The organism is Sphingobium jiangsuense (assembly GCF_014196495.1).
Lineage (GTDB): Bacteria > Pseudomonadota > Alphaproteobacteria > Sphingomonadales > Sphingomonadaceae > Sphingobium > Sphingobium jiangsuense.
This window is the reverse complement of the sequence record NZ_JACIDT010000013.1, coordinates 1-24,887: the sequence shown is the minus strand read 5'-3', so window position 1 is coordinate 24,887 and position 24,887 is coordinate 1. Positions and strand designations below refer to the sequence as shown.

Genomic DNA, 24,887 nt, shown 5'->3' with positions numbered 1-24,887 from the left:
CGAAGAGGATTTGCGGAAGTACGGAAAGCAGGAACGATCATCTGCGTCATGGCAGTTCTCCAGAGTGGTCAGGGGACGGGGAGGAAAGGTCGGACTGCGGCAGCAGCTCCGGGAATGGAGCCTCCAGTGCATCCGCCAGTTGGTAGCCCACGCCATCGAAGCCGACGACGCGGGCGATGCTCTCGATGCGGCGCTTGCGCCCGCGCCCGGCGATGTGGATGACCACATTGACCGCTTCCGCGATCAGCGCACGGGGCGGGTTCACCGCCACTTCGAGAATCAGTTGCTCCAGGCGCAGCAATGCGCCCAGCGCGGAGCCGGCGTGGATGGTGGCGACGCCGCCTGGATGGCCGGTGCCCCAGACCTTGATGAGATCCAGCGCCTCGGCGCCGCGCACCTCGCCGACGACGACACGATCCGGGCGCAGGCGCATCGAAGACCGCACCAGCTCGGTCATGGACACCACGCCCTGGCGTGTGCGCAGCGGTACGTGGTCGCGGGCTGCGCATTGCAGCTCCACCGTGTCTTCGAGCACCAGCACGCGGTCGCCGGTGGCGGCGATCTCGGCCAGCAACGCATTGGCCAGGGTGGTCTTGCCGGTACTCGTCCCACCGGCGATCAGGATGTTCTGGCGCTCGCGCACAGCGCGCACCAGCAGGCCCGCCTGTGCGGCGGTCATCATCCCGTCCTCGATGTAGCGCGACAACGGGATCACGCCGAAGGCGCGCTTGCGCAGCGCGAAGGCTGGCCCCGGTGCAGCGGGCGGCAGGATGCCCTCGAAGCGTTCGCCGGTTTCCGGCAGCTCGGCTGTCAGCAGTGGCTGACCCCGATGCACTTCGGCGCCGACGTGGGCAGCCACGAGGCGGATGATGCGTTCGCCATCGGCCTCGGACAGCTCCACGCCCATCGGCGCGCGGCCCGTGGACAGGCGATCCACCCAGAGCGTCCGGTCGGGATTGAGCATGATTTCCACCACGTCCGGGTCTTCGAGCGCGGCAGCGATCAGCGGCCCCATTGCCGTGCGCAGCATCTGGATGCGGCGATCCAGCGATGTGGCCGTGAAGGAGGAAGGAACGGCGCTCATGAGGCTCGCTCCTGTGCTTCGGCCGTGTCCGCCATCCGCATCGGATCGGGATTCAGTTCGTCCACCACGTCGCGCACCAGACTGCGCCCACGCAGCAGGTGGCGGCCAAGCTGTTCGACAAACTGCTCGAAGCGGGCCTTACCCTGGGCGCGGGCGGCGTCCTGATGGGCCTCGGGAACAGGTGTGCTGACGGTCAGGAAGTAGCGGATGAACAGCGCCAGCGTTTCGATGGCAATGTTCTGGTCGCGCTCCAGGCGCTCGGCGTGGCGCGACAGGCGATCCAGTCGCTTGGCGATGGCGGCTTCGCGCTGGTCGCCAGCGTCGGGCGACAGCCACGATGCAAGCGCTGCCGCGACGATGCTGGACTTGGACACGCCCTTGGCGGCGGCCAGTTCGTCGAGCCGCCTGGCGTGCTCGGGCTGGATGAAGAGATTCAAGCGGTGCTGACTCATAGCGCGATTCCGTCGTCAGGGTCGAGGGATGCCAGCCGGGCCGTGCGCTGCAGGGCCGGGTCGAGCTGGCGCGGGAGGGAGACCGAAAGAGGCAAAGGCATGTCGTCGTCATCGAGCAGCCCGAGGTCGGCTGCGGGCGCAACCAGGTCGGGGTCGTAGGCGACGGTCTCGGAGAGTTCGGGCTGACGGCGCGGGCCGCCGTCATCGGTCGAACCCAGGTGCTCCAGGCCATCGGCCGATGCCGCGGCCGGTGCGACGGGCACGGCGGGAATCGCCAGCCCACTCCAGTCATCCGCACGGGCCGGCGGCACGTCGGCATAGCGCCCCGCGGCGAGCACCGGCGGCGGCAGCACCCGTCGCTTGAAGTTGGCGTCCGCGTAGTAGCGCAGCTTCCTGGCCTTGATCGGCGCCACGCTGGAGACCATCACCACCGCCTCGTCGGGCGGTAGCTGCATGACTTCGCCGGCCGTCAGCAGCGGGCGGGCTGTCTCCTGCCGTGACACCATGAGGTGCCCCAGCCAGGGCGCGAGCCGATGGCCGGCATAGTTGCGCTGCGCGCGCAGTTCGGTGGCGGTTCCCAGTGTCTCGGATATCCGCTTGGCGGTGCGCTCATCGTTGGTGGCGAAGGTCACGCGCACATGGCAGTTGTCCAGGATCGAATGGTTCTGGCCGTAGGCCTTATCGATCTGGTTCAGGCTCTGCGCGATCAGGAAGCTGCGGATGCCGTAGCCCGCCATGAAGGCCAGCGCCGTCTCGAAGAAATCCAGCCGCCCGAGCGCGGGGAATTCATCGAGCATCAGCAGCAGCTTGTGGCGGCGCTCGATGCCATCGGAGCCGTCAAGCGATTCGGTGAGGCGTCGCCCGATCTGGTTGAGGATCAGGCGGATCAGCGGCTTCGTCCGCGAAATGTCCGAAGGCGGCACCACCAAGTACAGCGACACCGGATGCTCGGCCGCGATCAGGTCAGCGATGCGCCAGTCGCAGCGCGACGTGACTTCGGCCACCGTAGGGTCGCGGTAGAGGCCCAAGAACGACATGGCCGTGGACAGCACGCCCGAGCGCTCGTTGTCGCTCTTGTTGAGCACTTCGCGCGCCGCTGAAGCCACCACCGGATGCGGGCCACCACCCTCCTCATTCACGAGGTGGGGCGTGGTCATCATGCGGTGCAAGGTCAGATCGAATGGGCAGGCAGGATCGGAAAGGAAGTTCGCCACGCCGCGCAGCGTCTTGTCTTCGCCCGCGTAGAGCACATGCAGGATGGCTCCAACCAGCAGCGCATGCGAAGTCTTCTCCCAGTGGTTGCGCCGCTCCAGTGCGCCTTCTGGATCGACCAGGATGTCCGCGATGTTCTGCACGTCGCGCACCTCATGCCCGCCGCGCCGCACTTCGAGCAGCGGGTTGTAGGCCGCCGACTGGCTATCCGTCGGGTTGAACAGCAGGCAGTGCGAGAAGCGCGAACGCCAACCTGCGGTAATGCTCCAGTTCTCGCCCTTGATGTCGTGGATGACGGCGGATGCGGGCCACGACAGCAGGGTCGGCACCACTAGGCCCACACCCTTGCCCGAGCGGGTGGGCGCGAAGGTCAGGACGTGTTCCGGGCCTTCATGGCGCAGGTACTGCTGGCGATGCAGGCCGAGGAACACGCCCGCGGACTGGTCAAGGCCCGCTTTGTGAATGTCCTCCGCGTTGGCCCAGCGCGCAGAGCCATAGGTCGTGACCAGCTTGGACTGGCGCGAGCGCCAGATCGACATGCCGATGGCGACCAGCACCGCGAACAGGCCACTGCCCGCTGCAATGACCCCGCCCACGTCGAAGACATGCGGCGCGTAGGCATCGAAGAAGAACCACCACTCGAACAGGCGCCACGGGTGATAGACCGGCGTGCCGAGGAAATCGAACCACGGCGATCCCAGGCGTAGCTGGTACCCCAGAGCCGCTGCCGTCCATTGCGTGGCGCTCCACACTCCGGCGATCACGATGCCGAATACGACGGCAATCTGACCGAACAGCACGTTCGTCCCTTGCATGATCCTGCCTCCGAGAACGGCACAACAACGTGCCGCCCCTATCAGGATCAATGCCATAGGGAGTACCGGTCAAAGACTGAAATCGCCGGGATTAAGGCTTAAAAAGCCATAGTTCTTGCTGTGGCGAAGACAATAAAAATGCCGCAGGCACAAAGGCGCTGCGGCGTATCGAGGTAACAGTGCGCAAGCTGTCGCAGAAGCGCGACGCCGGTGCGCCTTGCGTGGGCTACGGGGCTTTCTTCTGCTCCGGCCTGTCGCCGAAGAAGCGCCGTTCGGCGGCTGCGGCTGCGCGCATGCAAAGTTCATCGCCGATCTTCGCGCGATCTTCCTTGCATTGGCGCTGGATTTCCTTGATGCGTGCGGGGTTCGCCACCAGCTCATCCACTGTCTCTGTAGGATTGGCAGGACCACAGGCCGTCATCACAACGGCAATCACGGACATCACGATTTTGTTCATGGCGAGCGTCCTTTGGATTTCGGATTCACGAATCGGTCACGTTATCGGCACCAGCCGAATCCATGGTGACGACACGTTGAATGAACCGGGTCAGCATCGGTGACGGTTCAGTATCTCGACGCAGCAGATAAGTTGTCAGCATGGGTGGCGTTCCCGCCAACTGACGGGCCTTGACTCCAGGCTCTTTACTGGATGCGATATGCGCTGCACCTGCCAGACCAACCGCCAGTCCTGCGGATACCAGGGCCATCATCACGTCGAAGGTGGCAACGCGCTGGAGGATCTGCAACTCCTCGTCCCGCTTCTGCAGGATGCGGTCTATCTGGCGAGTATGCCCCTGGCATGCGGCCGGGTCGCCGAGCACCAACCGTTGCTGCAACACCATCTCCAGCGGAATGCGCCGGTGCTCCAGCAAGGGGTGGCGCAAAGACAGCGCCACCATCAATTCGTCATCCCACGCGGGAGTCGTCACGATGCCGTCGCCTACCTCGTCCGCCATAGACAAGCCCGCGTCGTACAGGTCTTCTTGCAAGCCTCTGATCTGCTGATCCAGTGGTACCTCGAACAGGCGGATTTCTACTTCGGGCTCTTCCTCGCGGCTACGGGCCAGCAAGGCAGGCAGCCGCGATGGCGTGATACCGTCGGACAGGGCAATGCGCAACTGGCCATGAAACCCACTGGCGGCCGATTTCGCACCATCGCGCGCTTGTTCCAGTGCCTCAAAGATACGTGGAACCCGCTCCAGAAATACTTTGCCGGCATGAGTCAGTCGAATGTTGCGTGTGGTACGGGTGAATAGCTTTGCTCCTAGTTCGTCTTCCAGATCTTTGATGGCACGGGATAGAGGTGACTGATCCATATGCAGTTTTTCTGCAGCCCGAGCAAAGTGAAGCTCCTCGGCGACCGTGAGAAAGTAGCGTAAATGTCTAAGCTCCATTGGAAAATTTTCCATTCCTGCGACACGCAAGCCCCCCCCGGATTCTTGGGACTTTGAAGGCGGAGAATACCGGTCGTAATGCCGATGTACCAATATATCGAGCCTGTAAGTCGTTGTCGGCGAGTTAGCGACTGAGTGCGATTACTACAAGACCCGCTTCATTGAACTAGTGGTACCTTGTTGACAATCGAAGATGGTCTGAATAGCACATTTGATTCCGCCATGGTTGATGGATCGATAGCAGCAATTTCGGTAAAACAGGGATTCAATATACTCGGCACTTCTTGGCTATCGCAACTTGCCGCGCCTGCCTCAAGGGCCGCTCGCAGTTCGAACAAATACTGGCGCAGCAAGGCCATAGTCATGCTCCTATTTAGATAATTGCTGTCATCTCCGGCACGGCGGCAAACAGGTCCGCCTCCAGCCCGTAGTCGGCCACCGAGAAGATCGGTGCCTCCGGGTCCTTGTTGATCGCCACGATCACCTTGGAGTCCTTCATGCCCGCCAGGTGCTGGATGGCGCCCGAGATGCCGCAGGCGATGTACAGCTGCGGCGCCACGATCTTGCCGGTCTGGCCGACCTGCAGGTCGTTGGGGGCGTAGCCCGCGTCCACCGCGGCGCGGCTGGCACCGATGGCGGCGCCCAGCTTGTCGGCCAGCGGGGTGATGACTTCCTTGAACTTCTCTTCGCTGCCCAGCGCCCGGCCACCCGAGACGATGATCTTGGCGGCCGTCAGCTCGGGACGGTCGCTCTTGACGATCTCGGAACCCACGAAACTGCTCTTGCCGGAGTCGGCGACGGCGGCGACGGTCTCGACCGCTGCTGCGCCACCGGTGGCGGACGCGGCGTCGAAGCCAGTGCCGCGCACGGTGATGACCTTGGTGGCGTCGCCCGATTGCACGGTGGCGATGGCGTTGCCGGCGTAGATGGGGCGCTCGAAGGTGTCGGGGCCGTCGACCTTGGTGATGTCGCTGATCTGCGCCACGTCGAGCTTGGCGGCCACGCGGGGGGCCACGTTCTTGCCGCCGGCGGTGGCTGGGAACAGGATGTGGCTGTAGTTGCCCGCGATGGCCAGCACCTGGGCGGCGATGTTCTCGGCCAGGCCGTGCTTCAGGCTCGCGCCGTCGGCGTGGATGACCTTGGCGACGCCAGCGATCTGGGCGGCGGCGGCAGCGGCGGCGGCGGCGTTCTCGCCGGCGACGAGCACGTGCACGTCACCGACGCAGGCCTTGGCGGCCGTGACGGTGTTGAGGGTGGCGCTCTTGATGCTTGCGTTGTCGTGATCTGCAATAACGAGTGCGGTCATGGCTGGTGTCCTTTCGATGTTGTTGTGATGAGCCTTAGATGACCTTGGCTTCGTTCTTGAGCTTGTCAATGAGGGTGGCCGCGTCGGGCACCTTGACTCCGGCGCCGCGCTTGGGCGGCTCGCTGACCTTCAGCGTCTTGATGCGGGGTGCCACGTCCACGCCCAGTTCCTCGGGCTTGAAGGTGTCCAGCTGTTTCTTCTTGGCCTTCATGATGTTGGGCAGCGTGACGTAGCGCGGCTCGTTCAGGCGCAGGTCGGTGGTGATGACCGCAGGTATGTTCAGCGCCAGGGTTTCGAGGCCGCCGTCCACTTCGCGGGTCACGTTCACCTTGTCGCCAGCGATCTCGACCTTGGAGGCGAAGGTGGCTTGCGGCAGGTCGGCCAGCGCCGCCAGCATCTGACCCGTCTGGTTGCAGTCGTCGTCGATGGCCTGCTTGCCCAGGATCACGAGGCCGGGCTGTTCCTTTTCGATCAGAGCCTTGAGCAGCTTGGCCACGGCCAGCGGCTGCAGTTCTTCATTGGTCTCGACCAGGATGCCGCGGTCGGCGCCGATGGCCATGGCAGTGCGCAGCGTTTCCTGGCACTGGGCCACGCCGCAGGAGACGGCGATCACTTCGGTGACCACGCCTTTTTCTTTCAGGCGCACGGCTTCCTCAACAGCAATCTCGTCGAAGGGGTTCATGCTCATCTTGACGTTGGCGATGTCCACGCCGCTGCCGTCGGACTTCACACGCACCTTGACGTTGTAGTCCACCACGCGTTTTACGGATACGAGAATTTTCATGAGAGGATTTCCTATTGAGGTTCAGGCCACCGAGGGCATGGCCTGGAGCTCGCTTGCTGCGCGCTGCGCACGCGAAGTGATCATCACCGTTGCCTCGCCCTCGATGACTACGGTGTCCTTGACTCGGCAGACCGTGGACAGCACTGCCCGTGCCTTGGCCACCTCCACCGACAGTACGGTGACCGCGGCATGAACGGTGTCGCCCGGTTTGACAGGCACCTTGAAGCGCAATTGCTGCCCCAGATAGACCGTACCTGGCCCCGGCAGCCGGTTTGCGACCGCTGCAGAAATCACGCTGGCCGTCAGAAAGCCGTGCGCGATGCGTGCGCCAAATCGCGTCGTGGCCGCGAACTCTTCGTTGAGATGTACCGCATTGGTATCGCCGGAGACGCCAGCAAACATCACGATGTCCGCTTCGGTAATGGTCTTCGAGAAGCAGGCGTTCATGCCCGGCTGCAGATCCTCGACGTCGTAGCCATTCAGGTCGTTCATCGTCTATATCTCTCAGAGCTGGTCGTCCGACAATGCCAACGTGCTGGCCGCGCCATGGACCACGATGTCGCGCAGCGCGGAGGCCTCCACCAGGATGTGCGTCGCATAGTGGCTGGCCGTGATGCGCTTGGCCCGCAGAAAGCCCGCATCGCTGGAATCCGCCGCCAACTGCGCCGTGGCGGCTTCGGCCATGCGCGCCGACAGCCAGCCACCGATCACGGTGCCCGCCAATCGCAGGAAAGGCACCGCCCCCGCGGCGCAGTCCTGCGGCTGCGCGTCACTGTGGGCCAGCTGCCAGTCAGCCCCGTCCTCCAGAGCCCGAACTGCTCTCATCAACGCGTCGCCGATGGACGAGAGCTCCGGGTCGCGCGCATCCATCAACTGGCGCGCATCGCTGTCGATACGTGTCAACAAGCCCTTCAGCGTGCGTCCCCCCTCGCGTGCCAGCTTGCGGCCGATCAGGTCGTTGGCCTGGATGCCGGTGGTACCTTCATAGATCGTCGTGATGCGGGCATCGCGGAAGTACTGCGCGGCCCCGGTTTCCTCGATATAGCCCATGCCGCCATGAATCTGCAGGCCATCGGAGGTGATGCCCTGTGCGCTGTCGGTGCACCAGCCTTTGACCACAGGCGTCAGCAGGCCAACCAGGGCCTGTGCCTGCGCGCGCTCCTGCGCATCGGGGTGTCCGGCGACGCGGTCCATCTGGCCGGCACAGAAATAGGCCAGCGCGCGCATGGCCTCGGTGCGCGCCTTCATGTCCATCAGCATGCGCCGCACGTCGGGGTGGCCAGCGATGGTGCTGCTGCCGGCCAGCGCCGGCTTGCCCTGCACGCGCTCGAGCGCATAGGCCCGGGCATGCTGGTAGGCACGCTCGGAAACGCCCACGCCCTCCAGCCCGACGTTCAGCCGTGCGTGGTTCATCATGGTGAACATGCACGCCAGCCCCTGGTGCGGCTCGCCGACGAGATAACCGATCGCGCCCCCGTTGTCGCCGAAAGTCATAGAGGCCGTGGGGCTGCCGTGGATGCCCAGCTTGTGCTCGATCGAGGTGCAGGCCAGGTCGTTGCGTTCGCCCAGGGAGCCGTCGTCATTGACCAGGAACTTCGGGCACAGAAACAGCGAGATGCCTTTCACGCCCGGCGGCGCATCGGGCAGCCGGGCAAGCACCAAGTGCACGATGTTCTCGGTCATGTCGTGCTCGCCCCAGGTGATGAAGATCTTGTTGCCGCTGATGCGGTAGTGATCCCCCTCGGGCACGGCGCGGCTGCGCAGCGCGGCCAGATCGGATCCGGCCTGCGGCTCGGTGAGATTCATGGTGCCGGTCCAGCGGCCGGCGACCATGGGCTCCAGAAAGCGCTGCTTGAGCGCCTCGCTGCCGTGGTGGGCAATCGCCTCCACGGCACCGAGCGTGAGCATCTGGCACAGGCTGAAGGCCAGGTTGGACGATTTCCACATCTCCAGCACGGCGGTGGACACCAGCGTGGGCAGTCCTTGACCGCCCCACTCTGTGGAGGCCGGCATTCCAATCCAGCCGTTCTCGCAGAAGCTGGACCAGGCCTCGCGAAAGCCATCGGCGGGCGTGACCTCGCCATCGTGCCAGCGCGCGCCCTGCACATCGCCCGTACGGTTGAGTGAATCCAGCACGCCGGCGGCATAGTGGGCTGCCTCCTGCAGGATGGCCTCGACCAGGTCGGGTGTGGTCTCTTCATGGCCGGGCTGGGCGCAGATCGCTTCCAGGCCTCCGACTTCCTTCATCGTGAACAGCATGTCGCGCAAGGGCGCGGTATAGACAGACATGGCGGACTCCTTTGATGGTAGCGATCAAGCGTTTTGCGGTGTCGGCTGCAACGGGCGCAGTTCTGGCACGGCCTCTTGCGGAGTCGCCGACGTCGGGCCGCCGTACTTGATAAACGCCAGGGCGATTGCGCCGAGGACTCCGAAACCGCCGATCACCAGGAAGTTCTGTTCCAGCGGTAGTTCCAGTGCGACGATCTGGCCGATCAGCAGAGGCGCCGCAATAGCACCCAGGCGCCCTACGCCGGAGGCCATGCCGATACCGGTCGAGCGGATGGACATCGGGTAGAACTGCCCGCAGAAGGCATAGGCCACCAGTTGCGCACCAGTGGTGCAGGCGCCGACCGCGCCAATGATCAGATAGCGCACCTCGGTCAAGGTCTGGAACGTCATCAGGTACAGCAGCACGCCGCCCAGCGCATACATCGCCACCAGCACCCACTTGATGTTGAACTTGTCGGCGAGCCACCCGCCGCACACGGCACCGATGATCGCGCCAACATTCAGCGCGATCACGAAGCTGAGGGCAGACCCCAGGCTGTAGCCAGCCATCGCCATCAGCTTGGTCAGCCAGCTACTGAGCGCATAGACCATGAACAGACCCGAGAAGAAGGCGACCCAGAACAGCGCCGTGCTCAGGCCCCGCCCGTCCTGGAAAAGGCGGGTAACCGGTGCACCTGCCATGCGGTCAGCTGCCGGCACGAAGAACTGGGCGTCCGCCGGGTGCTTGCCGCCCGGCTGGAGATGGCGTGCCACTTCGGCTAGCTCACCATTGCGACGCTGAGCGATCAGGTAGGTCATGGACTCCGGCACCAACTTCAGGATGAACGGAACTAGCAGCACGGGCACCCCCGCCGCGATGAACACGGCCTGCCAGCCATACTCGCCGATCAGTTGCTTGCCCAGCACCGCAGCCAGGATGCCGCCCAGTGCGTAGCCCGAAGTCATCAGTGCCGTCATCAGGCTGCGGATCTTCTTGGGCGAATACTCGACCATCTGTGCCACGATGACCGGGAGCACGCCACCAATCCCCAAGCCAGCAATGAAGCGCACCACGCTGAAGCTGATGGGGTCCTTGGTGAATCCGGCGGCCGCAGTGAACACACTGAACAGCATGACACCAATGGAGAGGGCCCAGCGACGACCAATCCGGTCGGACAGCGTGCCCAGAACCATAGCACCGAACATCATGCCAAACAGCGCCGAACTGGCCATGAAACCGGCAGTCGATGCGTTCACGCCCATCTGCTGCATGATGGACGGCAGGGCGATGCCCACCACGGCGATGTCATAGCCGTCAATGATGAGAATCAACAGGCACCATAGAAGCACCTTGGCATGAAAGCGGTTGAAGCGAGCGTCGTCGGCGAGCTTCTGCATGTCGATTTGGCACACGTGTTTGTCTCCTTTGAACTTGGCTCCGGATCGTGGGGACGGCGGTCATCGCCGCACCGCTACATATCGTCCAGCGCACGCAAGGAATCGTAGGTGCCGGTGCAGCAATCCGCGATGACGAAGCGCCCCGATCGAATGACAAACGCCCCCTTTCTGAGGGCCCCGTCAAGTGCGCCAAGAGGTCAAGCGTCAAGCAAAATTGAGATGAACCCTGTCGAGCATCTGTGAAAGGTGCCACTTCAAGACCAGTTTGAATCACACCGGCTTCCGTGGAGGCTCAACTCCTGAGAGGATTGAGTCATGAACACTAAAGCTGCTCGTTTTAGCCCTGAGGTACGTGAACGTGCCGTACGTTTGGTGCAGGAATGCCAAGCGGATTACGCATCGCTGTGGGGCGCATGTGAATCGATAGCCCCCAAGATTGGCTGCTCTGTCAGCACCTTGCATGGATGGGTGCAGCGCAAAGAAATAGATGCAGGCCAACGCCCAGGATTGACCACGGATGAACGTGAGCGGCTCAAGCAACTGGAGCGAGAGAACAAGGAACTGCGCCGAGCCAATGACATCCTCAAGGCTGCGAGCGCTTTTTTTGCGCAGGCGGAGCTGGACCGTCGCATCAAGAGTTAATTGACTTTGTAGACCAGTATCGTGATGCCTATGGGGTCGAGCCAATTTGCAGGTTGCTGCAAATTGCCCCATCGGGCTACAGGCGCAGAGTTCAACAAAGAAACTGCTATTGGCTGCGCTGCAAGCGCAGCCAATCAGATGAAGAACGTTGCAGTCATATTCAACGGGTGTGGCACGCCAATTGGCAGGTGTATGGTGCCGTCAAAGTTTGGAAGCAGATGCACCGAGAGGGCTTGACCATTGCCCGCTGCACAGTGCAACGCCTGATGCGCAAGCTGGGCCTTGAAGGCGCTAGACGAGGCAAGAAGGTGCGTACGACACGCCCAGATGTGGCACGGCCAAGCCCGCTAGACCTGGTCAACCGCCAGTTCACAGCTCAGCGCCCTGACCAGCTTTGGGTTGCAGACTTCACCTATGTATCTACATGGCAAGGGCAGATGTTTGTGGCCTTTGTGATTGATGTGTATGCACGCCGCATAGTGGGCTGGCGGGTCAGCAGCCATATGCGTACGGACTTTGTGGTGGATGCTTTGGAGCAGGCTCTGTATGCACGGCAGCCGTCCAGCGACACCAAACTGATTCACCACTCCGACAGGGGGAGTCAGTATGTGTCCATTCGCTACACCGAACGCTTGGAAGAAGCTGGACTGATGCCTTCAGTGGGCAGCACTGGCGACTCCTACGACAACGCCTTGGCCGAAACCATCAACGGTTTGTACAAAACGGAAGTTATCTACAAACGAGGGCCGTGGAAAACAAAGGAATCACTGGAGCTGGCAACGCTGCAATGGGTGCACTGGTTCAACCATGACAGGCTGCTGGAATCTATAGGACATATACCGCCAGCGGAAGCTGAGGCAAACTACTGGAGGCAAGTTGCCAATACCGTGCAGGCTAACGCCTGCACTTCAACAAACTAGCCTCCACCAAACCCGGTGCGATTCAGTTCGCAAACAAGGTGTTCAAAGGACCGAAGGCCATACACGGCGCGCTGGTGCAAATACCCATTGCTCTCGAAACACCCCCCCACAAAGAACCCAGTCAATGACTGGGCTTGATTGGGTTGCTTCTACATCCTTGAGGGCAAATTAGCGCATCAGGCGAGCCGATAGCGCATGGCGCCGTCTTCATCCTCTGCAGACACGATTTCCCCACGCTGGTCGAGATAGTTCAGGTGGGCGAGTGTCTCTCCGGTCGCGAGGTTGAGGTGCATTTGCTCCGCAACAGTGGACGAACGGTACAAGACGCGAACTAGGTCGATGACCCTTAAAGGCTGCGCAAGTTGTTGCCTGACACGGTCTGTGCCTTTCACGGCGCTCGCACGTAGTTGCTCCAACCGTAGGTGCAGGCCATAGAAAGGTTCGTTGTGGGCAGGCAGAACCAAGACGCTCCCAGGTACGCGTTGCAGCAATCGGTCGATGGAGTCGAGCCAGCCCTGCAAAGGATTAGCATGCGGCTCGGTGGCGTACACGGAGGTATTGGAACTGATCCTGGGAAGAACCTGATCTCCCGATATCAGCAAATCCAGTTCGCGCGAGTAAAAGCACGCGTGCTCGGGAGAATGTCCTGTGCCAACAATGACCTCCCATTCCTGATTCCCGATCCGCAACATCTGACCATCCGTGAGCCGTACAAAGCTGTCAGGCAAAGGATGAATCATTTTGCCGAAGTCACCAAACCGAGTGCGATACTCATCGACCTCGGTGTCGCTCCATCCGGCTCTCCGGTAGAAGCGAACACCATCGACTGGCGCTTCCCGCCCTGAATCGGCAAGCATCACCCGACAGCTTAAATACTCGTCTCGTGTCATCCACAGCGCGCATTCGAAGCGACGTGTCAACCATCCCGCCATGCCCACGTGATCCGGGTGCATGTGCGTCGCCATTACACGGGAGACAGGACGGCCTGCTAGCGGCCCCTGAGGAGCGAACAAGGCGAACCATGCGTTCATTACGTCCACGCTACGAATTCCGGTGTCCACGACCGCCCAACCAGAACCATCGCTCAATACCCAGAGGTTGATGTGATCCAGGGAAAACGGCAGCGGCATGCGTAGCCACAGCACACCTGGCTTGATTTCAATGGCTTGACCAGGCAGCGGGAGATGAGAGAACGGATACGAGAGTGCCGGGGCTGCGTCGGTCATGATGCTTGGTTTACATTCTGGCAATGCCGCTTCAATGGTGCACAGCCATCACTCTTATGCTGTGCGAGTTCATTTTTAGCTTAAGGTCAGCACTGACAAGTGACAATGACGAATGACCTCGATAGGCTGACGGAAAACGTCTGCGTCCTGGCGCAGCCAGTCACTGCGCTGCCGTCGGTGCAACCCCCAACGGCGGTCAACAGTCTCTTGAGCGCACAAGAGCCTCGCCCGAAGCAGGCCACGGCCCCGGTAGCCATGAAGGCGCCGATCTCCTCGGCGGCCAAGCTGAAATTGGTCGGATACCTCTATGTAAGGTACTGCTTGGTGCGCGAGCGGGCACGGTAGGCTCCCGGCGCGCTGCCGGTCCAGACCTTGAAGGCGCGTTGGAAGGCGGTGCTGTCGGTGAAGCCCAGGTCAGCGGCGATGGCGGCGAGCGAGGCTTCGCTGCTGGTCAGGCGTACGATCGCCATGTCGCGCCGCAGTTGGTCCTTTAGCGCCTGGAAAGAAGTGCCCTCGGAGGCCAAGTGCCTCTGCAACGCACTCACCGACATGTGCAGGCGCTGCGCAGTGATGGCCAGATCAGGCCATTCGGGACTGGCCCGCTGCAGCACCATGCGGACCCGCGCGCTGGCGCTGCGCTCGTTCAGGTACGGCCCCACCACGTTGCCTGGCGTGGCGCGCAGGAAGGACTGCAGCGCGTCCCGATCGCGCCGCACCGGCTGTTTGAAGGCATCGGCGTCGAACCAGGCGGCCGTGCGCGGCTGCCCAAAGCACAACGTGCCGGAAAAGATGCGTTGGTAGTTCTGCGCGTGAGGTGGCGGCGCAAAGTTGAAGTCGAAGCGCTGCGGCACCAGTCGGCCGCCGTGCAGCCATACCAGCAGTCGCCAGAACACGCGCAGCAGATGTGCGTGCAGGAAGTCGGCATGCGCGCCCGGGCCGCCACGCATATCGAGCGCGACACCCGTCAGCCTGCCCTCAGTCACGGGGACTAGCGCCACATCGTCCTGCAGCAAAGCAAAGGATTCACCCAGGCGGCGCAGGGCGAACGACAATGAGTGGGCAGTGAACGCACTGCGCACCATCAGTGCGAAGCTGCCCGGGCGCATCGGCCGCCCATGCAGGTAGCCCAGGCACTCGTCGTTCAGGCTGTCCTTGACGGCGATGAACAGCGCGTTGAACTGCTCCACGGTCACGCGCGACTCCTCCAACTCCAGCAGCGATTCACTGATGCCCGCGCGCCCCAGCACACCTACCAGCCATTCTGGCGTGGCCAGCCCCTTGCCGCGCGCACCGTCCAGCAGGCCATGCACGGCAAAGATGGGAGCGGTTAAGACGGGTTCCAGCATGGCGTGTGATTCTAAGGGGCCAACGCCGGTCGCATAGGCCGAAAGAAGTTAATTGTCAGTTGATTGAGGTAATCCGCCATCGCCCTTGCAGGGGCCAATTACTACGATTGTGTCATCCCCAAAACATTTCGGCAGTGGCACTGCGCGGAACGTCCGATGCGGGGACAGAAGCCAACATATAAGGAGACGCTCTCATGTTGCCACAGCTTTATCGCCACGCCTGGATGGACGGCGAGATCGACGCATTTCGCGAGCAGGTGCGCCGCTACGTTGCCGCCGAATTCACGCCCCGGCTCGATGAATGGCGCCGTCAGGGCTACATCCCGCGCGAGGTCTGGCGTCCATTCGGCGAGATGAGCTTTCTGCTGCCCGAGATGCCCGAGACCTATGGAGGCGCCGGCGCCAGCCTTGCCTACCAGTTGGTGGTGCAGGACGAGCTAGCCAAGGCCGAGATGCCAGTCAATATCGCGGTGCACACCATCGCTTCGCACTACATCCTGGACTTCGGCACGGAAGCGCAAAAGCAGCGCTGGCTGCCCAAGGTGACGAACGGCGAGATGCTGGCCGCCATCGCGATGACCGAGCCGGGTTGCGGCTCGGATCTAAAGGCCATTTCCACCCGGGCCCGCCGTGACGGAGACCACTACGTGATCGACGGCGCCAAAACCTTCATCACCAACGGCTTCACTGGCAACCTGCTGATCGTCGCGGCGCGCACCAGCGGCGCGGGCAGCAAGGGGGTGTCGCTGTTTGTGCTGGAAACCGAGAATCTGCCCGGCTTTCGCGTTGGCCGACTACTGGAGAAGATCGGCATGCAGGCATCGGACACGGCGGAGTTGTTCTTCGACGGCGTGCGCGTGCCAGCCGACCAACTGCTGGGCGAGGTCGAAGGCAAGGGCTTCGGGCAGTTGATGGGCGCGTTGCCCTACGAGCGCATGCTCATTGCCGTGCCGGCGGCCGCCACTATCGAGCAGGCACTGGCCGTCACGGTGGAGTACACGAAGCAGCGCAAGGCCTTCGGTGCGCCCCTCTTCGATATGCAGCTCACGCGCCAGAAACTGGCTGAGGTGGCCACTACCGCGCATGTGGTGCGCAGCTTCGTCAACGACTGCACCCAGCGCCTGTTGGACGGCACGCTGGATAACGAGGCCGCCTATATGGCCAAGTGGTGGTGCACCGAGCAGCAGTGCCGCGTGGTGGACGAATGCCTCCAATTGTTCGGCGGCTACGGCTACATGGCCGAGTACCCGATCGCGCGGATGTATGCCGCTTCGCGAGTGCAGAAGATCTATGGCGGCGCCAACGAGGTCCTGAAAGACCTGGTTTCGAGGAAGCTGTGAACATGTCGCACACGTTGCATACGCTGCAGATGCCGCTGCACGGCGTCCGCGTGGTGGAGTTCGAGGGCATAGGGCCAGGCCCGCTGGCCGCCAGGATGCTAGCTGACATGGGCGCCGAGGTGATTACGCTGACACGCGCCGAGCAGGCCGCTGCGGCGCGGCGGCTGGGCGGGGCGGTGGAGAACCCGCTGCGCCGCGGCAAGACGGTCGAGGTCATCGACCTGAAGTCGCCCGAAGGCAAGGCGCGTGCCCTGGACCTGATCGCTCAGGCAGACGCCTTGATCGAAGGCTTTCGCCCCGGTGTGATGGAACGGTTGGGCTTCGGCCCCGCCGAGTGTGCGGCGCGCAACCCCAGGCTGGTCTACGGCCGCATGACGGGCTGGGGCCAGGACGGCCCGCTCGCCCAGGCCGCCGGACACGACATGAACTACGTCGCGCTGACCGGCCTGCTGTCGCTGTCGGCACACAAAGGGCAAGCGCCCATCGTTCCGCCCACGGTACTCGGGGACGCGGCCGGGGCGCTGGGCATGGCTTTCGGCGTCGCCTGCGCGCTGGTCGATGCGCGCGCCACCGGCCGCGGCCGGGTCGTGGACGCCGCCATCGTTGACATCGTGGCAATGCTGGGCACCCTGGTGCACTGGATTCGCGCCAATGGGCAGATCGATGGCGCGCAGCCGAGTCCGTTTCACGATTCGCCGTTTTATGACGTGTACGCCTGCGCCGACGGCGGCTTCATCAGCCTCGGCGCGATCGAGCCGCCTTTCTACGCCTTGCTGCTGTCGAAGCTGGGCCTGGCGGACGTGGAGCCTGCCGACCAGTACGACACGGCAACGTGGCCGGCGCTGAAAGAGCGCATCGCAGCCCTCATCCGCAGCCAGCCCCGAGCGCACTGGTGCGCGCTGCTCGAAGGCAGCGACGCTTGCTTTGCACCCGTGCTCAGCCTCGCCGAGTCGGTGCAGCATCCGCATAACGCGGCACGGGGCATCTACCAGATCACCCCCTCCGGCGCCATCGAAGCGGCCCCGGCCCCACGGTTCCAGGCACTCGACACAACTACCTAGGAGACAAGCACATGACCGAAACCGTCCAGCCCACCAAGCCTGTCCGCGGCTGCCCGTCCACCACGGGCAACGAGCGCCAACTGAACACCACGACGCTGATCCGCCACGCTGCACGCACCCATGGGGATCAGGAGATCGTGTATCGCACACCCGGCGGCGGCTGGGACCGCTACACCTATGCCGACTGCTACGCACGCGTCTGCCGCAGCGCCAATGCGCTGCGCGCGCTCGGCGTCGAGCCGGGCGACCGGGTCGGCGTCCTGGACTGGAACAGCCGGCGCCACTTCGAGCTGTACTGGTCCATCCCCGGCCTGGGCGCGGTCATGCTGCAGATGAACCTGCGCCTGGGCCCCGAGGACCTGGGCTACGTTGTCGGCCATAGCGACGTGTCCTACGTTTGCGTGGACGAATCATTGCTGCCTATTGCCGAATCCGTCGCAGCGAACTCGCCCCAGATCAAGGGCTGGATCGTTATGACCGAAAAGCCGCTGGACCAGGTCAAGACCACGCTGGCGCCGCTGCTGCACTACGAAGACCTGCTGGCCGCCGCCGACGCCAAGATCGACTGGCCCGAGATCGACGAAACCTCGGCTTACAGCGCCTGCTACACCACCGGCACCACGGGCAAGCCCAAGGGCGTGTACTACTCGCACCGCGGCATCTACCTGCATTCCACGGGCATGGCCACCAACATGGGCATGACGCTGGACGACTGCGTCATGCTCATCACGCCCATGTTCCACGGGCAGTGCTGGGGCCTGCCGCAGGCGGCCACGCTGCTGGGCGACAAGATCGTGCTGCCGGGCCGCTACGCCGCCGAGGACACCAAGCCATTGGTCGACACCATGATCGCCGAGGGCGTGACCATCACCAACGGCGCACCGGCCATCTTCCAGCCTATGCTGCAGTACATCGAGACGTTGCCGGTCAAGCCGGACTTCAGCCGCATGCGCATGCTGTCCGGCGCCACCGAGCCACCTCTGTCGATGATGATCGGCTTTTACGAACTGACGGGTGCCGAGGTGGTGCACGGCTACGGCGCCACCGAAGCCACGACGCTGGTGGCGGTCAACCGCCTCAAGTCCACGCTCAAGAAGCGCCTGACCCAGGACGAGCAGTGGAACCTCAAGCGCAAGCAGGGCCTGATCCTTACCGGGGTGGACATCCGCATTCTCGATGCAGACGACCAGGACCTCCCGCACGACGGACAGTCGGCTGGCGAGATCTGCCTGCGCGGCCCCTGGATCACGACCAGCTATCACGACATGCCGGATTCAGGCGACCGCTTCCTGGAGGGCGGCTGGTGGCGCTCGGGCGATGTCGGCACGGTGGACGAGAACGGCTACCTCAAGGTTACCGACCGCATCAAGGACGTGATCAAGAGCGGCGGTGAATGGATCTCATCCATTGACATGGAGAACCTGCTCATGGGCCATCCGGCTGTGCGTGACGCCGCAGTGGTCGGCATTCCGCATGCTAAGTGGCAGGAACGGCCGCTGGCCCTGGTGGTGCTGAAGCCCGGTCAGCAGGCGACCCAGGAACAACTGCAGGAACACCTGAGCAGCGCGTTCGCCAAGTGGCAGTTGCCGGACCAGGTTCTGTTCGTCGAAGCCATCCCCAAGACCAGCGTCGGCAAGCTCGACAAGAAGCGCATACGCGTTGAGCATGCGGACCGCTACGCCGAGTGAGCCAACCTTTTGCTACAGGAAAACAACATGAATGACCATGAACCCGTCATCGTCGGTGCGCTGCGCACCCCCGTGGGCAAGCGCGGCGGGCGCTTGCAGAAATGGCACCCCGTTGATCTGCTGGGTGAGACGCTGCGTCAGCTGGTCGAGCGCTCCGGCATCAACCCCGCCGATCTGGACGATGTGATCGTCGGTTGCGTGCTGCAGTGGGACCAGCAGCACGGCAATCTGGGCCGGCATGCCGTGCTGGCGGCGGGGCTGCCAGAATCCGTCCCGGCGGTGACGGTCGACCGGCAATGCGGCTCCGGCCAGCAGGCGGTGAGCTTTGTCGTGCACGGTATTCAAGCGGGCGCCTACCAACTGGCCATCGGCGCCGGGGTAGAGTCGATGTCGCAGGCGCCCATGCCGCCGTCATTCAAGCCCGGCGCGCCGCTCGGCGCGCAATACAGCCCGCGTGAGCTGGCGCGCTACCAGGGCAACCCGCTGATACCGCAAGGCGCTTCGTCGGAGTTGATGAACAAGCGCTTCGGCCTCACGCGCGAGGCGCTGGACGCCTTCGCCGTGCGCAGCCATCGGCGCGCCATTGAGGCTTCGCGGGCTGGTCGTGTCCAAGACCAACTCGTGCGGCTGCATGAGGATCCGACCGACCCAGACAGCCCGCTCGTCACCGCCGACGAGGGCATGCGCGCCGACCCCAACCCCGAGAAGATGGCTACGCTTAAGCCCGTGTTTGCCGCAGACGGCGCTACAACGGCTGCTAACTCCTCGCAGATCAGCGACGGCGCCGCCGCGCTGCTGATCGCCAGCCGCGCCTACGCCCAGCAGCACGGCCTGAAGCCGCGTGCGCGCTTCGTCAGCACCGCAGTGGCGGCAGCCGACCCTGTCATCCAGTTCACTGCTGTGCTCGATGCCACCCGCAAGGCGTTGAAGGAATCGGGGCTGACCCCGGCCGACATCGACCTGTTTGAAGTCAATGAGGCATTCGGCGGCGTGCCGCTGATGTTCCAGCAGGAATTCGGCATTCCGGACGACCGCCTCAACGTCAATGGCGGCTCGGTGGCCATCGGCCATCCGCTGGGCTCCACTGGCGCGCGCATGCTCACCGACCTGCTGTGCGAGCTGGAGCGCCGAGGCGGCCGCTATGGCTTGCAGACCATCTGCGAGGCTTCGGGCACGGCCAACACCACCATCATCGAGCGCCTGGCATGAACGAGGCCACCATGAGCGAAGCCAGCGAAGTGCTCGTCAGCCGCGAAGGCGCCATCGTCACCTTGATCATCAACCGCCCGCGCGCGAAGAACAGCTTGAACCGCGCAGTATTCGATGGCCTGCGTGCACAGCTCGTGCAACTGCGCGACGACGATGCCGTACGCGCGGTCATCATCACCGGCGCCGAGGGCGTGTTTTGTGCAGGGGCCGACATCACGGCCTTCGACTCTCTGCGCGCCGAACCGCTGCTGGGCGACCGTGCGGCGGCAGGTGGCCACTTCTGGGCGGAACTGGAGCGCTTCCCTAAGCCCGTCATCGCAGCCGTGGAAAAGCTCGCGCTGGGCGGCGGCACGGAACTGGCGTTGGCCTGTGACATTGCTATCGCTGGCGAGTCCACCAAGTTCGGCGTGCCTGAAGTCAAGCTGGGCGCCATTCCCGGGGCCGGGGGCACCCAGCGTCTGATCCATGCCATCGGCAAGTCCAAGGCTATGGCCCTGCTGCTGACCGGCGATTTCATCGACGCCCGCAAAGCCTGCGATGCGGGCATGGTCGCCGAGGTGACGGCTGACGGCCAGGCCCTGCCGACGGCGTTGGCGATGGCCAACCGGATTGCATCCAATTCGCCGCTGGCCGTGGCACTGGCGAAAGATGCGGCACTGGCCAGCTTTGAAACTCCGCTCGCGCAAGGCCTGGAGCATGAGAAGCGTAATTTCCTCGTCGCTTTGCATTCGGCCGACAACCTGGAGGGGCAAGCCGCATTCCTCGGCAAGCGCCTCCCCCACTTCACGGGCCAATAGCGCCTGTCTCTCATCCATCGAGCAAAAATCATGCAACTCAATTCCGACATCTCCGCCGTCATCACCGGGGGCGCTTCCGGCCTAGGAGCTGCCACGGCCAGGCGCTTGGCCAGCCATGGTGTCAAAGTCGCCATCTTTGACATGAACGAAGCCATCGGCCAGGCGTTGGCCAGCGAACTTGACGGTGTTTACTGCAACGTGGACGTGACGTCCGAGGAGCAAGTGGACGCCGCCTTCGCCAAGGCCCGCGCGGCCATTGGACAGGAACGCATTCTGGTCAACTGCGCCGGTACTGCCGATGCCGTCAAGACGGTCAGCCGCGACAAGAAAACCGGCGAAATCCGCCCATGCCCAACAGATCGTTTCAATCGCATCATTCAGATCAACCTAGTGGGCACCTTCCGCTGCATCGCCAAGTCAGCCGCGGGCATGTTGACGCTCGCGCCGCTGGCCGATGGCGACCGCGGCGCCATCGTCAACACTGCGTCGGCCGCCGCACAGGATGGCCAGGTTGGCCAGGCCAGCTATGCTGCCAGTAAGGCTGCCATCGTGGGCATGGCCTTGCCGATTGCGCGCGACATGATGGACGAAGGGATCCGGGTCAACACCATCATGCCGGGGATCTTCGGAACACCATTGCTGCTGGGCCTGCCGGACAACGTCAAGCAGGCGCTGGCGGCCAGCGTGCCCTTTCCCAAGCGTTTGGGCGATCCCGATGAATTCGCGCAGGCCGTCGAGTTTCTCGTCACCTGCGGCTACATGAACGCCGAGTCCATTCGGGTGGATGGCGCTATTCGCATGGCGCCGCGCTGACGCCTGAAATCTTGGCCCATCAGGAAGCGTCATGTCCGAAAATTCTGTCATTCTCGAAAAGCATGGTGCTGTTGCGACCATCACACTCAATGCGCCTCAGAAAAAGAATGCGCTGAGCACGTCTGTCGTCAACGTGCTAGCTGGCGTCATTGCAGACGTCGAACGTGACGGCTCGATTCGCGCTTTGCTGCTGCGCGGCGAGGGCCGGATGTTCAGTTGCGGCGGCGACATCGACGAAATGGCGGCAGCAGGCGAAGCGTTGTCTACCTTGGTCGATGACGAATTGAGGGTGGTCGAACGCATGATTCCTCAATTCGCCAGCCTGCCATTCCCGGTGGTCTGCGCCGTACAAGGCGCGGTCGCTGGAGGCGGCCTCGGACTAGCATTGGCCTCTGACTACCTGATTGCCGCAAGTGGGACGAAATTCGTGGCGGCCCACACCGGCCTTGGATACGCGGGGGATTTCGGCATCAGCTGGCTCCTGCCGCGCGCAGTGGGCGGACGACGCGCACGCGACATGATCCTGACCAACCGCGTGGTCGGTTCGGATGAAGCCTTGGCCTGGGGATTGGTCGAGAAAGTAGTTCCGGGCGAGAGCCTGCTGGACGAAGCGCAGCGCATGACGGTGCAATTCTCGACCGGTCCTACGCATGGTTATGCGGGCGCCAAGCGCCTGCAACTTGCTGCCTTCGAGAGCGGTCTGGTGACCTCATTGAGGTTAGAGGCGGCCGAAATGAATCGGGCCTCGAAAACCACGGATTCGCTGGAAGCGGTCCACGCGTTCGTCGCAAAGCGAGTGCCTCAGTTTACCGGACGCTGATCGGTTGTAGACGCATCCAGTTGGTGGAGTTCAATTGCCGTTGGCGTCAGGTAATGGATAAACCCAACTGGCGTCGGATTTGCCAGGATACAGTGCCACCATGTATCTGTGCAGAAATCAGCATGCCGAGTCGTTGTTCGATGACCGGCTTCCACGGCACCAGGCTGAACCCCATACCGTCATCCAGCATCGCGTAGCGCCCGCTGGCCAGCATGAGGCTGCGGCGGTAGATACCCGCCACGCGCTGCCCCTCAGCTACCGGACGATGCTCCAAGCCCGTATCAGCGGCAATGTCCTTCGCGGCCTGCGCCACTTCCCGATTGCGCAACGCGCCCAGCAGATTGCGCGCCAGGATCACGCGCTGGCCGCGCCGCTCGGCCAGTCCCTGTTCGGCCAGGAAATCGGCGCGCTGCTGTAGCGCCTGCTTGGCCTCGCCGCCAAAGCCCAGGTCACCCAGACCGGAGCCGCCGCCGATCAACTGCTGATCCAGCCAGGTGGCACCGATCACGCGGGCCTGCCGCTCGATGGGCAGGTGCGATTTCAGCTCCACGGCCACGCCGCCCAGGCGCTGCGCGTCGTACTGGCGGCCACGCTCAGGCAAGTCACCGGGCACCTTCCATAGTCCCTCAGCGACGCGCTCCACGATGCCCGCTCGGCGCAGGGCTTCAAGGCGGCGGACATGGGCCGCAACCACTTCATGCGGGTCGCGGCCATCCTTGGCCTGGCCTTGTGCAATGGCCAAGTGATGGTCGGTGCGGTACAGCCCATTGGTCGCCAGCGCGGTGATGGTCTTGTCCGCTGCGCGCACCTCGGCGGAGCCTTTCACCTCGACCACTGCGCTCATGGGGTACTGCTCCAGTTCCGTCCTGGGCGGCAGCGCCACATAGTGGGCCTTGCCGTCGATGCCATCGACCACCAGATAGCCCCGGTCGTACAGTTCGTCGGCCAGTCCTTTGCCCGCCACGCGGCCGATGATGGAGTGTCCATCCTCGCCCGGTTGGAACACGGCCAGGTCACGCTGCTTGCCGCCCATCGCGCGCTGCATGGTGCGGATGATGTCGCCACGTTCTCCCATGGCCCGCAAGGTTTTCTCGGCATCGGCATGCACGGCCCAAGTGCCGGGCTGGGTCTGCGTGGCAAGCCCCATGCGTTGAAGCCGCTGCAAGCGCCCGACCAGCAGCAGACGCTGGCGTTGCAGTTTGGGTTCGTTGAAGCGCTCGACCTTCACCAGGCCGTCCACCGCCTCGCGCTGGAGGGTGCGATCCAGGCTCGTCCACCGCTCCTGTTCCACTTCGCGGGCTAGGGTGCGCTGGATCTCCAGCTCGGTGCGCGGCCCCAGCCATTCGGTGGCCAGTTCCATCGCCCGCTCGCGCATGCCGCGGGTGATGTACTCCTGCGAAATGATGAGATCCTTGCCAGTGTCGTCCTTGCCGCACAGCACGACATGGGTGTGCGGGTTGTCGGTATTCCAGTGATCGACCGCCACCCAATCCAGGCGGGTGCCCAGGTCGGCCTCCATGCGCTGCATCAGGTGCCGGGTGTAGGTGCGCAGGTCTTCGAGCTGCTCCGCATCCTCGGGCGAGACGATGAAGCGGAACTGGTGGCGGTCGCCCTTGCCACGCTCCTCGAAGGCGGCCGTGTCCGCCTCGTCGGTGATGGCGCCATAGGCACGGCCCTGTCCACCCTGGCGGTCCACGCCTTCGCGCTCGATGTAGCGCAGGTGCTGCACGGTGGAGCGGCCGCTGGCCTGCTGCAAATACACCAGCCGCACCTTGACCGTGGCCCGGCGAGAAAGCGCCGTCAACGACTGGCCCGTGAAGCGGGCTGCGACATGACCGCGCCCCAGGCGCGAACCGGGGGGCTTGCCGGTGGTCTTGCGCCCCCGGCCAGAGACGCCAGCGGCCTTGCTCGTCTGGCGCAGCACCTGGGCAATGAAGGTGTCGCCGCGCTGCCTGGGCTTGCTGGGCCGCACGCGAAAACGGTCATCGTCACCGGGATTTCCGCGCTGGCTCATGATGCAGTCCCCACCAAGCCCATCGCGCCCGAGCGCATGCGGCACACGGTATTCCCAATGCCCGCAAGGCCTTGGGGCTGCTGGCGGCACGAAGCCACCTTGTGGCGAGTGCCGCCCCCAACCCACGTGCAGACTGGCTTTGCGCGCGCCGTGGTGCCGCGCCCTTCAATCTTGCCTTCCGCATTTGCCTCCCCCTGTCCCCCAGGTTCTCGATCCCGGCAACTGCGGCCCGGTGGCAAGGCTGCACCAGCAGCCAGCGCACCGGCGAACACGGCAATGGCCGCAGGCCAGCCGTGTT

22 protein-coding genes and 1 other annotated feature are annotated in these 24,887 nt (G+C 63.7%); of the genes, 8 read left to right on the top strand and 14 right to left on the bottom strand.

Annotated features, from left to right (window positions below; translation table 11 throughout):
• Positions 1-46: 46 nt before the first annotated feature.
• From trbB to GGR43_RS16275, 11 genes are all read right to left on the bottom strand, one after another.
• Positions 47-1,084, bottom strand: coding sequence for a P-type conjugative transfer ATPase TrbB (gene trbB / locus GGR43_RS16325; RefSeq protein WP_008642618.1), 1,038 nt, complete (start codon positions 1,082-1,084; stop codon positions 47-49).
• A complete protein-coding gene (locus tag GGR43_RS16320; protein ID WP_008642617.1) occupies positions 1,081-1,536 on the bottom strand; it encodes a ribbon-helix-helix protein, CopG family in 456 nt (151 codons plus the stop codon). The genes trbB and GGR43_RS16320 overlap by 4 nt, the downstream gene beginning before the upstream one ends.
• The gene (locus GGR43_RS16315) at positions 1,533-3,563 is read right to left on the bottom strand and encodes a conjugal transfer protein TraG (RefSeq protein ID WP_008642616.1); all 2,031 of its coding nucleotides are present in this window, start codon (positions 3,561-3,563) and stop codon (positions 1,533-1,535) included. Before GGR43_RS16315 ends, GGR43_RS16320 begins: the two co-directional genes overlap by 4 nt.
• Before the next feature lie 226 nt (positions 3,564-3,789).
• On the bottom strand, positions 3,790-4,020 hold the full coding sequence (locus tag GGR43_RS16310; RefSeq protein ID WP_008642615.1) for an EexN family lipoprotein: 231 nt from the start codon (positions 4,018-4,020) through the stop codon (positions 3,790-3,792).
• A 25-nt stretch (positions 4,021-4,045) separates the two neighbouring features.
• Positions 4,046-4,957 carry a LysR family transcriptional regulator gene (locus tag GGR43_RS16305; protein WP_008642614.1) on the bottom strand — a complete coding sequence of 304 codons (912 nt, stop codon included), beginning with the start codon at positions 4,955-4,957 and terminating at the stop codon, positions 4,046-4,048.
• 158 nt (positions 4,958-5,115) lie between these two features.
• Positions 5,116-5,316, bottom strand: coding sequence for a hypothetical protein (locus GGR43_RS16300; RefSeq protein WP_124988613.1), 201 nt, complete (start codon positions 5,314-5,316; stop codon positions 5,116-5,118).
• 14 nt (positions 5,317-5,330) lie between these two features.
• Complete coding sequence (locus GGR43_RS16295; protein ID WP_008642612.1) at positions 5,331-6,263, bottom strand: electron transfer flavoprotein subunit alpha/FixB family protein; 933 nt, start codon at positions 6,261-6,263, stop codon at positions 5,331-5,333.
• Between the two features lie 34 nt (positions 6,264-6,297).
• A complete protein-coding gene (locus GGR43_RS16290; RefSeq protein WP_008642611.1) occupies positions 6,298-7,047 on the bottom strand; it encodes an electron transfer flavoprotein subunit beta/FixA family protein in 750 nt (249 codons plus the stop codon).
• A 21-nt stretch (positions 7,048-7,068) separates the two neighbouring features.
• Complete coding sequence (locus GGR43_RS16285) at positions 7,069-7,539, bottom strand: MaoC family dehydratase (RefSeq protein WP_008642609.1); 471 nt, start codon at positions 7,537-7,539, stop codon at positions 7,069-7,071.
• A gap of 12 nt (positions 7,540-7,551) precedes the next feature.
• On the bottom strand, positions 7,552-9,336 hold the full coding sequence (locus tag GGR43_RS16280; RefSeq protein ID WP_034201270.1) for an acyl-CoA dehydrogenase: 1,785 nt from the start codon (positions 9,334-9,336) through the stop codon (positions 7,552-7,554).
• A gap of 24 nt (positions 9,337-9,360) precedes the next feature.
• Positions 9,361-10,728: an MFS transporter gene (locus GGR43_RS16275; RefSeq protein ID WP_017234568.1), complete on the bottom strand. Its 1,368-nt coding sequence runs from the start codon at positions 10,726-10,728 to the stop codon at positions 9,361-9,363.
• 300 nt (positions 10,729-11,028) lie between these two features.
• Here GGR43_RS16275 and GGR43_RS16270 point away from each other — a divergent pair.
• Positions 11,029-12,275 (top strand): IS3 family transposase gene (locus GGR43_RS16270; RefSeq protein WP_226145690.1). Its coding sequence is split into 2 segments (ribosomal slippage): positions 11,029-11,320 and positions 11,320-12,275, totalling 1,248 coding nucleotides; the frame shifts between segments, so codons are not numbered across the junction.
• Positions 11,310-11,426, top strand: a sequence feature (AL1L pseudoknot). It overlaps the preceding gene by 117 nt.
• A 176-nt stretch (positions 12,276-12,451) precedes the next feature.
• Here the strand turns inward: GGR43_RS16270 and GGR43_RS16265 are convergent.
• A complete protein-coding gene (locus GGR43_RS16265) occupies positions 12,452-13,501 on the bottom strand; it encodes an MBL fold metallo-hydrolase (protein ID WP_021025934.1) in 1,050 nt (349 codons plus the stop codon).
• Between the two features lie 305 nt (positions 13,502-13,806).
• Positions 13,807-14,847, bottom strand: coding sequence for an AraC family transcriptional regulator (locus GGR43_RS16260; protein WP_034201272.1), 1,041 nt, complete (start codon positions 14,845-14,847; stop codon positions 13,807-13,809).
• A gap of 194 nt (positions 14,848-15,041) precedes the next feature.
• Here GGR43_RS16260 and GGR43_RS16255 point away from each other — a divergent pair, with 194 nt between their 5' ends.
• The 7 genes from GGR43_RS16255 to GGR43_RS16225 are packed head-to-tail and all read left to right on the top strand — an operon-like array spanning position 15,042 to position 22,575.
• Positions 15,042-16,187, top strand: a complete 1,146-nt coding sequence (locus tag GGR43_RS16255; protein WP_008642589.1) for an acyl-CoA dehydrogenase family protein — start codon at positions 15,042-15,044, stop codon at positions 16,185-16,187.
• Positions 16,188-16,189: 2 nt separating this feature from the next.
• A complete protein-coding gene (locus GGR43_RS16250; RefSeq protein ID WP_008642587.1) occupies positions 16,190-17,248 on the top strand; it encodes a CaiB/BaiF CoA transferase family protein in 1,059 nt (352 codons plus the stop codon).
• Between the two features lie 11 nt (positions 17,249-17,259).
• Positions 17,260-18,936: a long-chain-fatty-acid--CoA ligase gene (locus GGR43_RS16245; RefSeq protein WP_008642585.1), complete on the top strand. Its 1,677-nt coding sequence runs from the start codon at positions 17,260-17,262 to the stop codon at positions 18,934-18,936.
• Between the two features lie 27 nt (positions 18,937-18,963).
• Positions 18,964-20,145, top strand: coding sequence for a thiolase family protein (locus GGR43_RS16240; RefSeq protein ID WP_008642583.1), 1,182 nt, complete (start codon positions 18,964-18,966; stop codon positions 20,143-20,145).
• On the top strand, positions 20,142-20,942 hold the full coding sequence (locus GGR43_RS16235) for an enoyl-CoA hydratase/isomerase family protein (RefSeq protein ID WP_008642581.1): 801 nt from the start codon (positions 20,142-20,144) through the stop codon (positions 20,940-20,942). Before GGR43_RS16240 ends, GGR43_RS16235 begins: the two co-directional genes overlap by 4 nt.
• Before the next feature lie 30 nt (positions 20,943-20,972).
• Positions 20,973-21,755 (top strand): SDR family oxidoreductase, encoded by a 783-nt coding sequence (locus GGR43_RS16230; protein ID WP_008642580.1) that lies wholly within the window; start codon positions 20,973-20,975, stop codon positions 21,753-21,755.
• A gap of 31 nt (positions 21,756-21,786) precedes the next feature.
• On the top strand, positions 21,787-22,575 hold the full coding sequence (locus tag GGR43_RS16225; protein ID WP_008642579.1) for an enoyl-CoA hydratase/isomerase family protein: 789 nt from the start codon (positions 21,787-21,789) through the stop codon (positions 22,573-22,575).
• A gap of 46 nt (positions 22,576-22,621) precedes the next feature.
• Here GGR43_RS16225 and GGR43_RS16220 read toward each other — a convergent pair whose 3' ends face one another.
• Entirely contained in the window at positions 22,622-24,589 is a 1,968-nt protein-coding gene (locus GGR43_RS16220) for a relaxase/mobilization nuclease domain-containing protein (protein WP_008642578.1), read from the bottom strand.
• Between the last annotated feature and the right edge of the window lie 298 nt (positions 24,590-24,887).

Coding starts and splice junctions, on each gene's coding strand:
- GGR43_RS16285 (WP_008642609.1), bottom strand. CDS start 7,539: ATGAACGACCTGAATGGCTACGACGTCGAGGATCTGCAGCCGGGCATG.
- GGR43_RS16320 (WP_008642617.1), bottom strand. CDS start 1,536: ATGAGTCAGCACCGCTTGAATCTCTTCATCCAGCCCGAGCACGCCAGG.
- GGR43_RS16230 (WP_008642580.1), top strand. CDS start 20,973: ATGCAACTCAATTCCGACATCTCCGCCGTCATCACCGGGGGCGCTTCC.
- trbB (WP_008642618.1), bottom strand. CDS start 1,084: ATGAGCGCCGTTCCTTCCTCCTTCACGGCCACATCGCTGGATCGCCGC.
- GGR43_RS16310 (WP_008642615.1), bottom strand. CDS start 4,020: ATGAACAAAATCGTGATGTCCGTGATTGCCGTTGTGATGACGGCCTGT.
- GGR43_RS16295 (WP_008642612.1), bottom strand. CDS start 6,263: ATGACCGCACTCGTTATTGCAGATCACGACAACGCAAGCATCAAGAGC.
- GGR43_RS16260 (WP_034201272.1), bottom strand. CDS start 14,847: ATGCTGGAACCCGTCTTAACCGCTCCCATCTTTGCCGTGCATGGCCTG.
- GGR43_RS16255 (WP_008642589.1), top strand. CDS start 15,042: ATGTTGCCACAGCTTTATCGCCACGCCTGGATGGACGGCGAGATCGAC.
- GGR43_RS16250 (WP_008642587.1), top strand. CDS start 16,190: ATGTCGCACACGTTGCATACGCTGCAGATGCCGCTGCACGGCGTCCGC.
- GGR43_RS16225 (WP_008642579.1), top strand. CDS start 21,787: ATGTCCGAAAATTCTGTCATTCTCGAAAAGCATGGTGCTGTTGCGACC.
- GGR43_RS16265 (WP_021025934.1), bottom strand. CDS start 13,501: ATGACCGACGCAGCCCCGGCACTCTCGTATCCGTTCTCTCATCTCCCG.
- GGR43_RS16240 (WP_008642583.1), top strand. CDS start 18,964: ATGAATGACCATGAACCCGTCATCGTCGGTGCGCTGCGCACCCCCGTG.
- GGR43_RS16290 (WP_008642611.1), bottom strand. CDS start 7,047: ATGAAAATTCTCGTATCCGTAAAACGCGTGGTGGACTACAACGTCAAG.
- GGR43_RS16280 (WP_034201270.1), bottom strand. CDS start 9,336: ATGTCTGTCTATACCGCGCCCTTGCGCGACATGCTGTTCACGATGAAG.
- GGR43_RS16245 (WP_008642585.1), top strand. CDS start 17,260: ATGACCGAAACCGTCCAGCCCACCAAGCCTGTCCGCGGCTGCCCGTCC.
- GGR43_RS16305 (WP_008642614.1), bottom strand. CDS start 4,957: ATGGAGCTTAGACATTTACGCTACTTTCTCACGGTCGCCGAGGAGCTT.
- GGR43_RS16235 (WP_008642581.1), top strand. CDS start 20,142: ATGAACGAGGCCACCATGAGCGAAGCCAGCGAAGTGCTCGTCAGCCGC.
- GGR43_RS16220 (WP_008642578.1), bottom strand. CDS start 24,589: ATGAGCCAGCGCGGAAATCCCGGTGACGATGACCGTTTTCGCGTGCGG.
- GGR43_RS16315 (WP_008642616.1), bottom strand. CDS start 3,563: ATGCAAGGGACGAACGTGCTGTTCGGTCAGATTGCCGTCGTATTCGGC.
- GGR43_RS16300 (WP_124988613.1), bottom strand. CDS start 5,316: ATGGCCTTGCTGCGCCAGTATTTGTTCGAACTGCGAGCGGCCCTTGAG.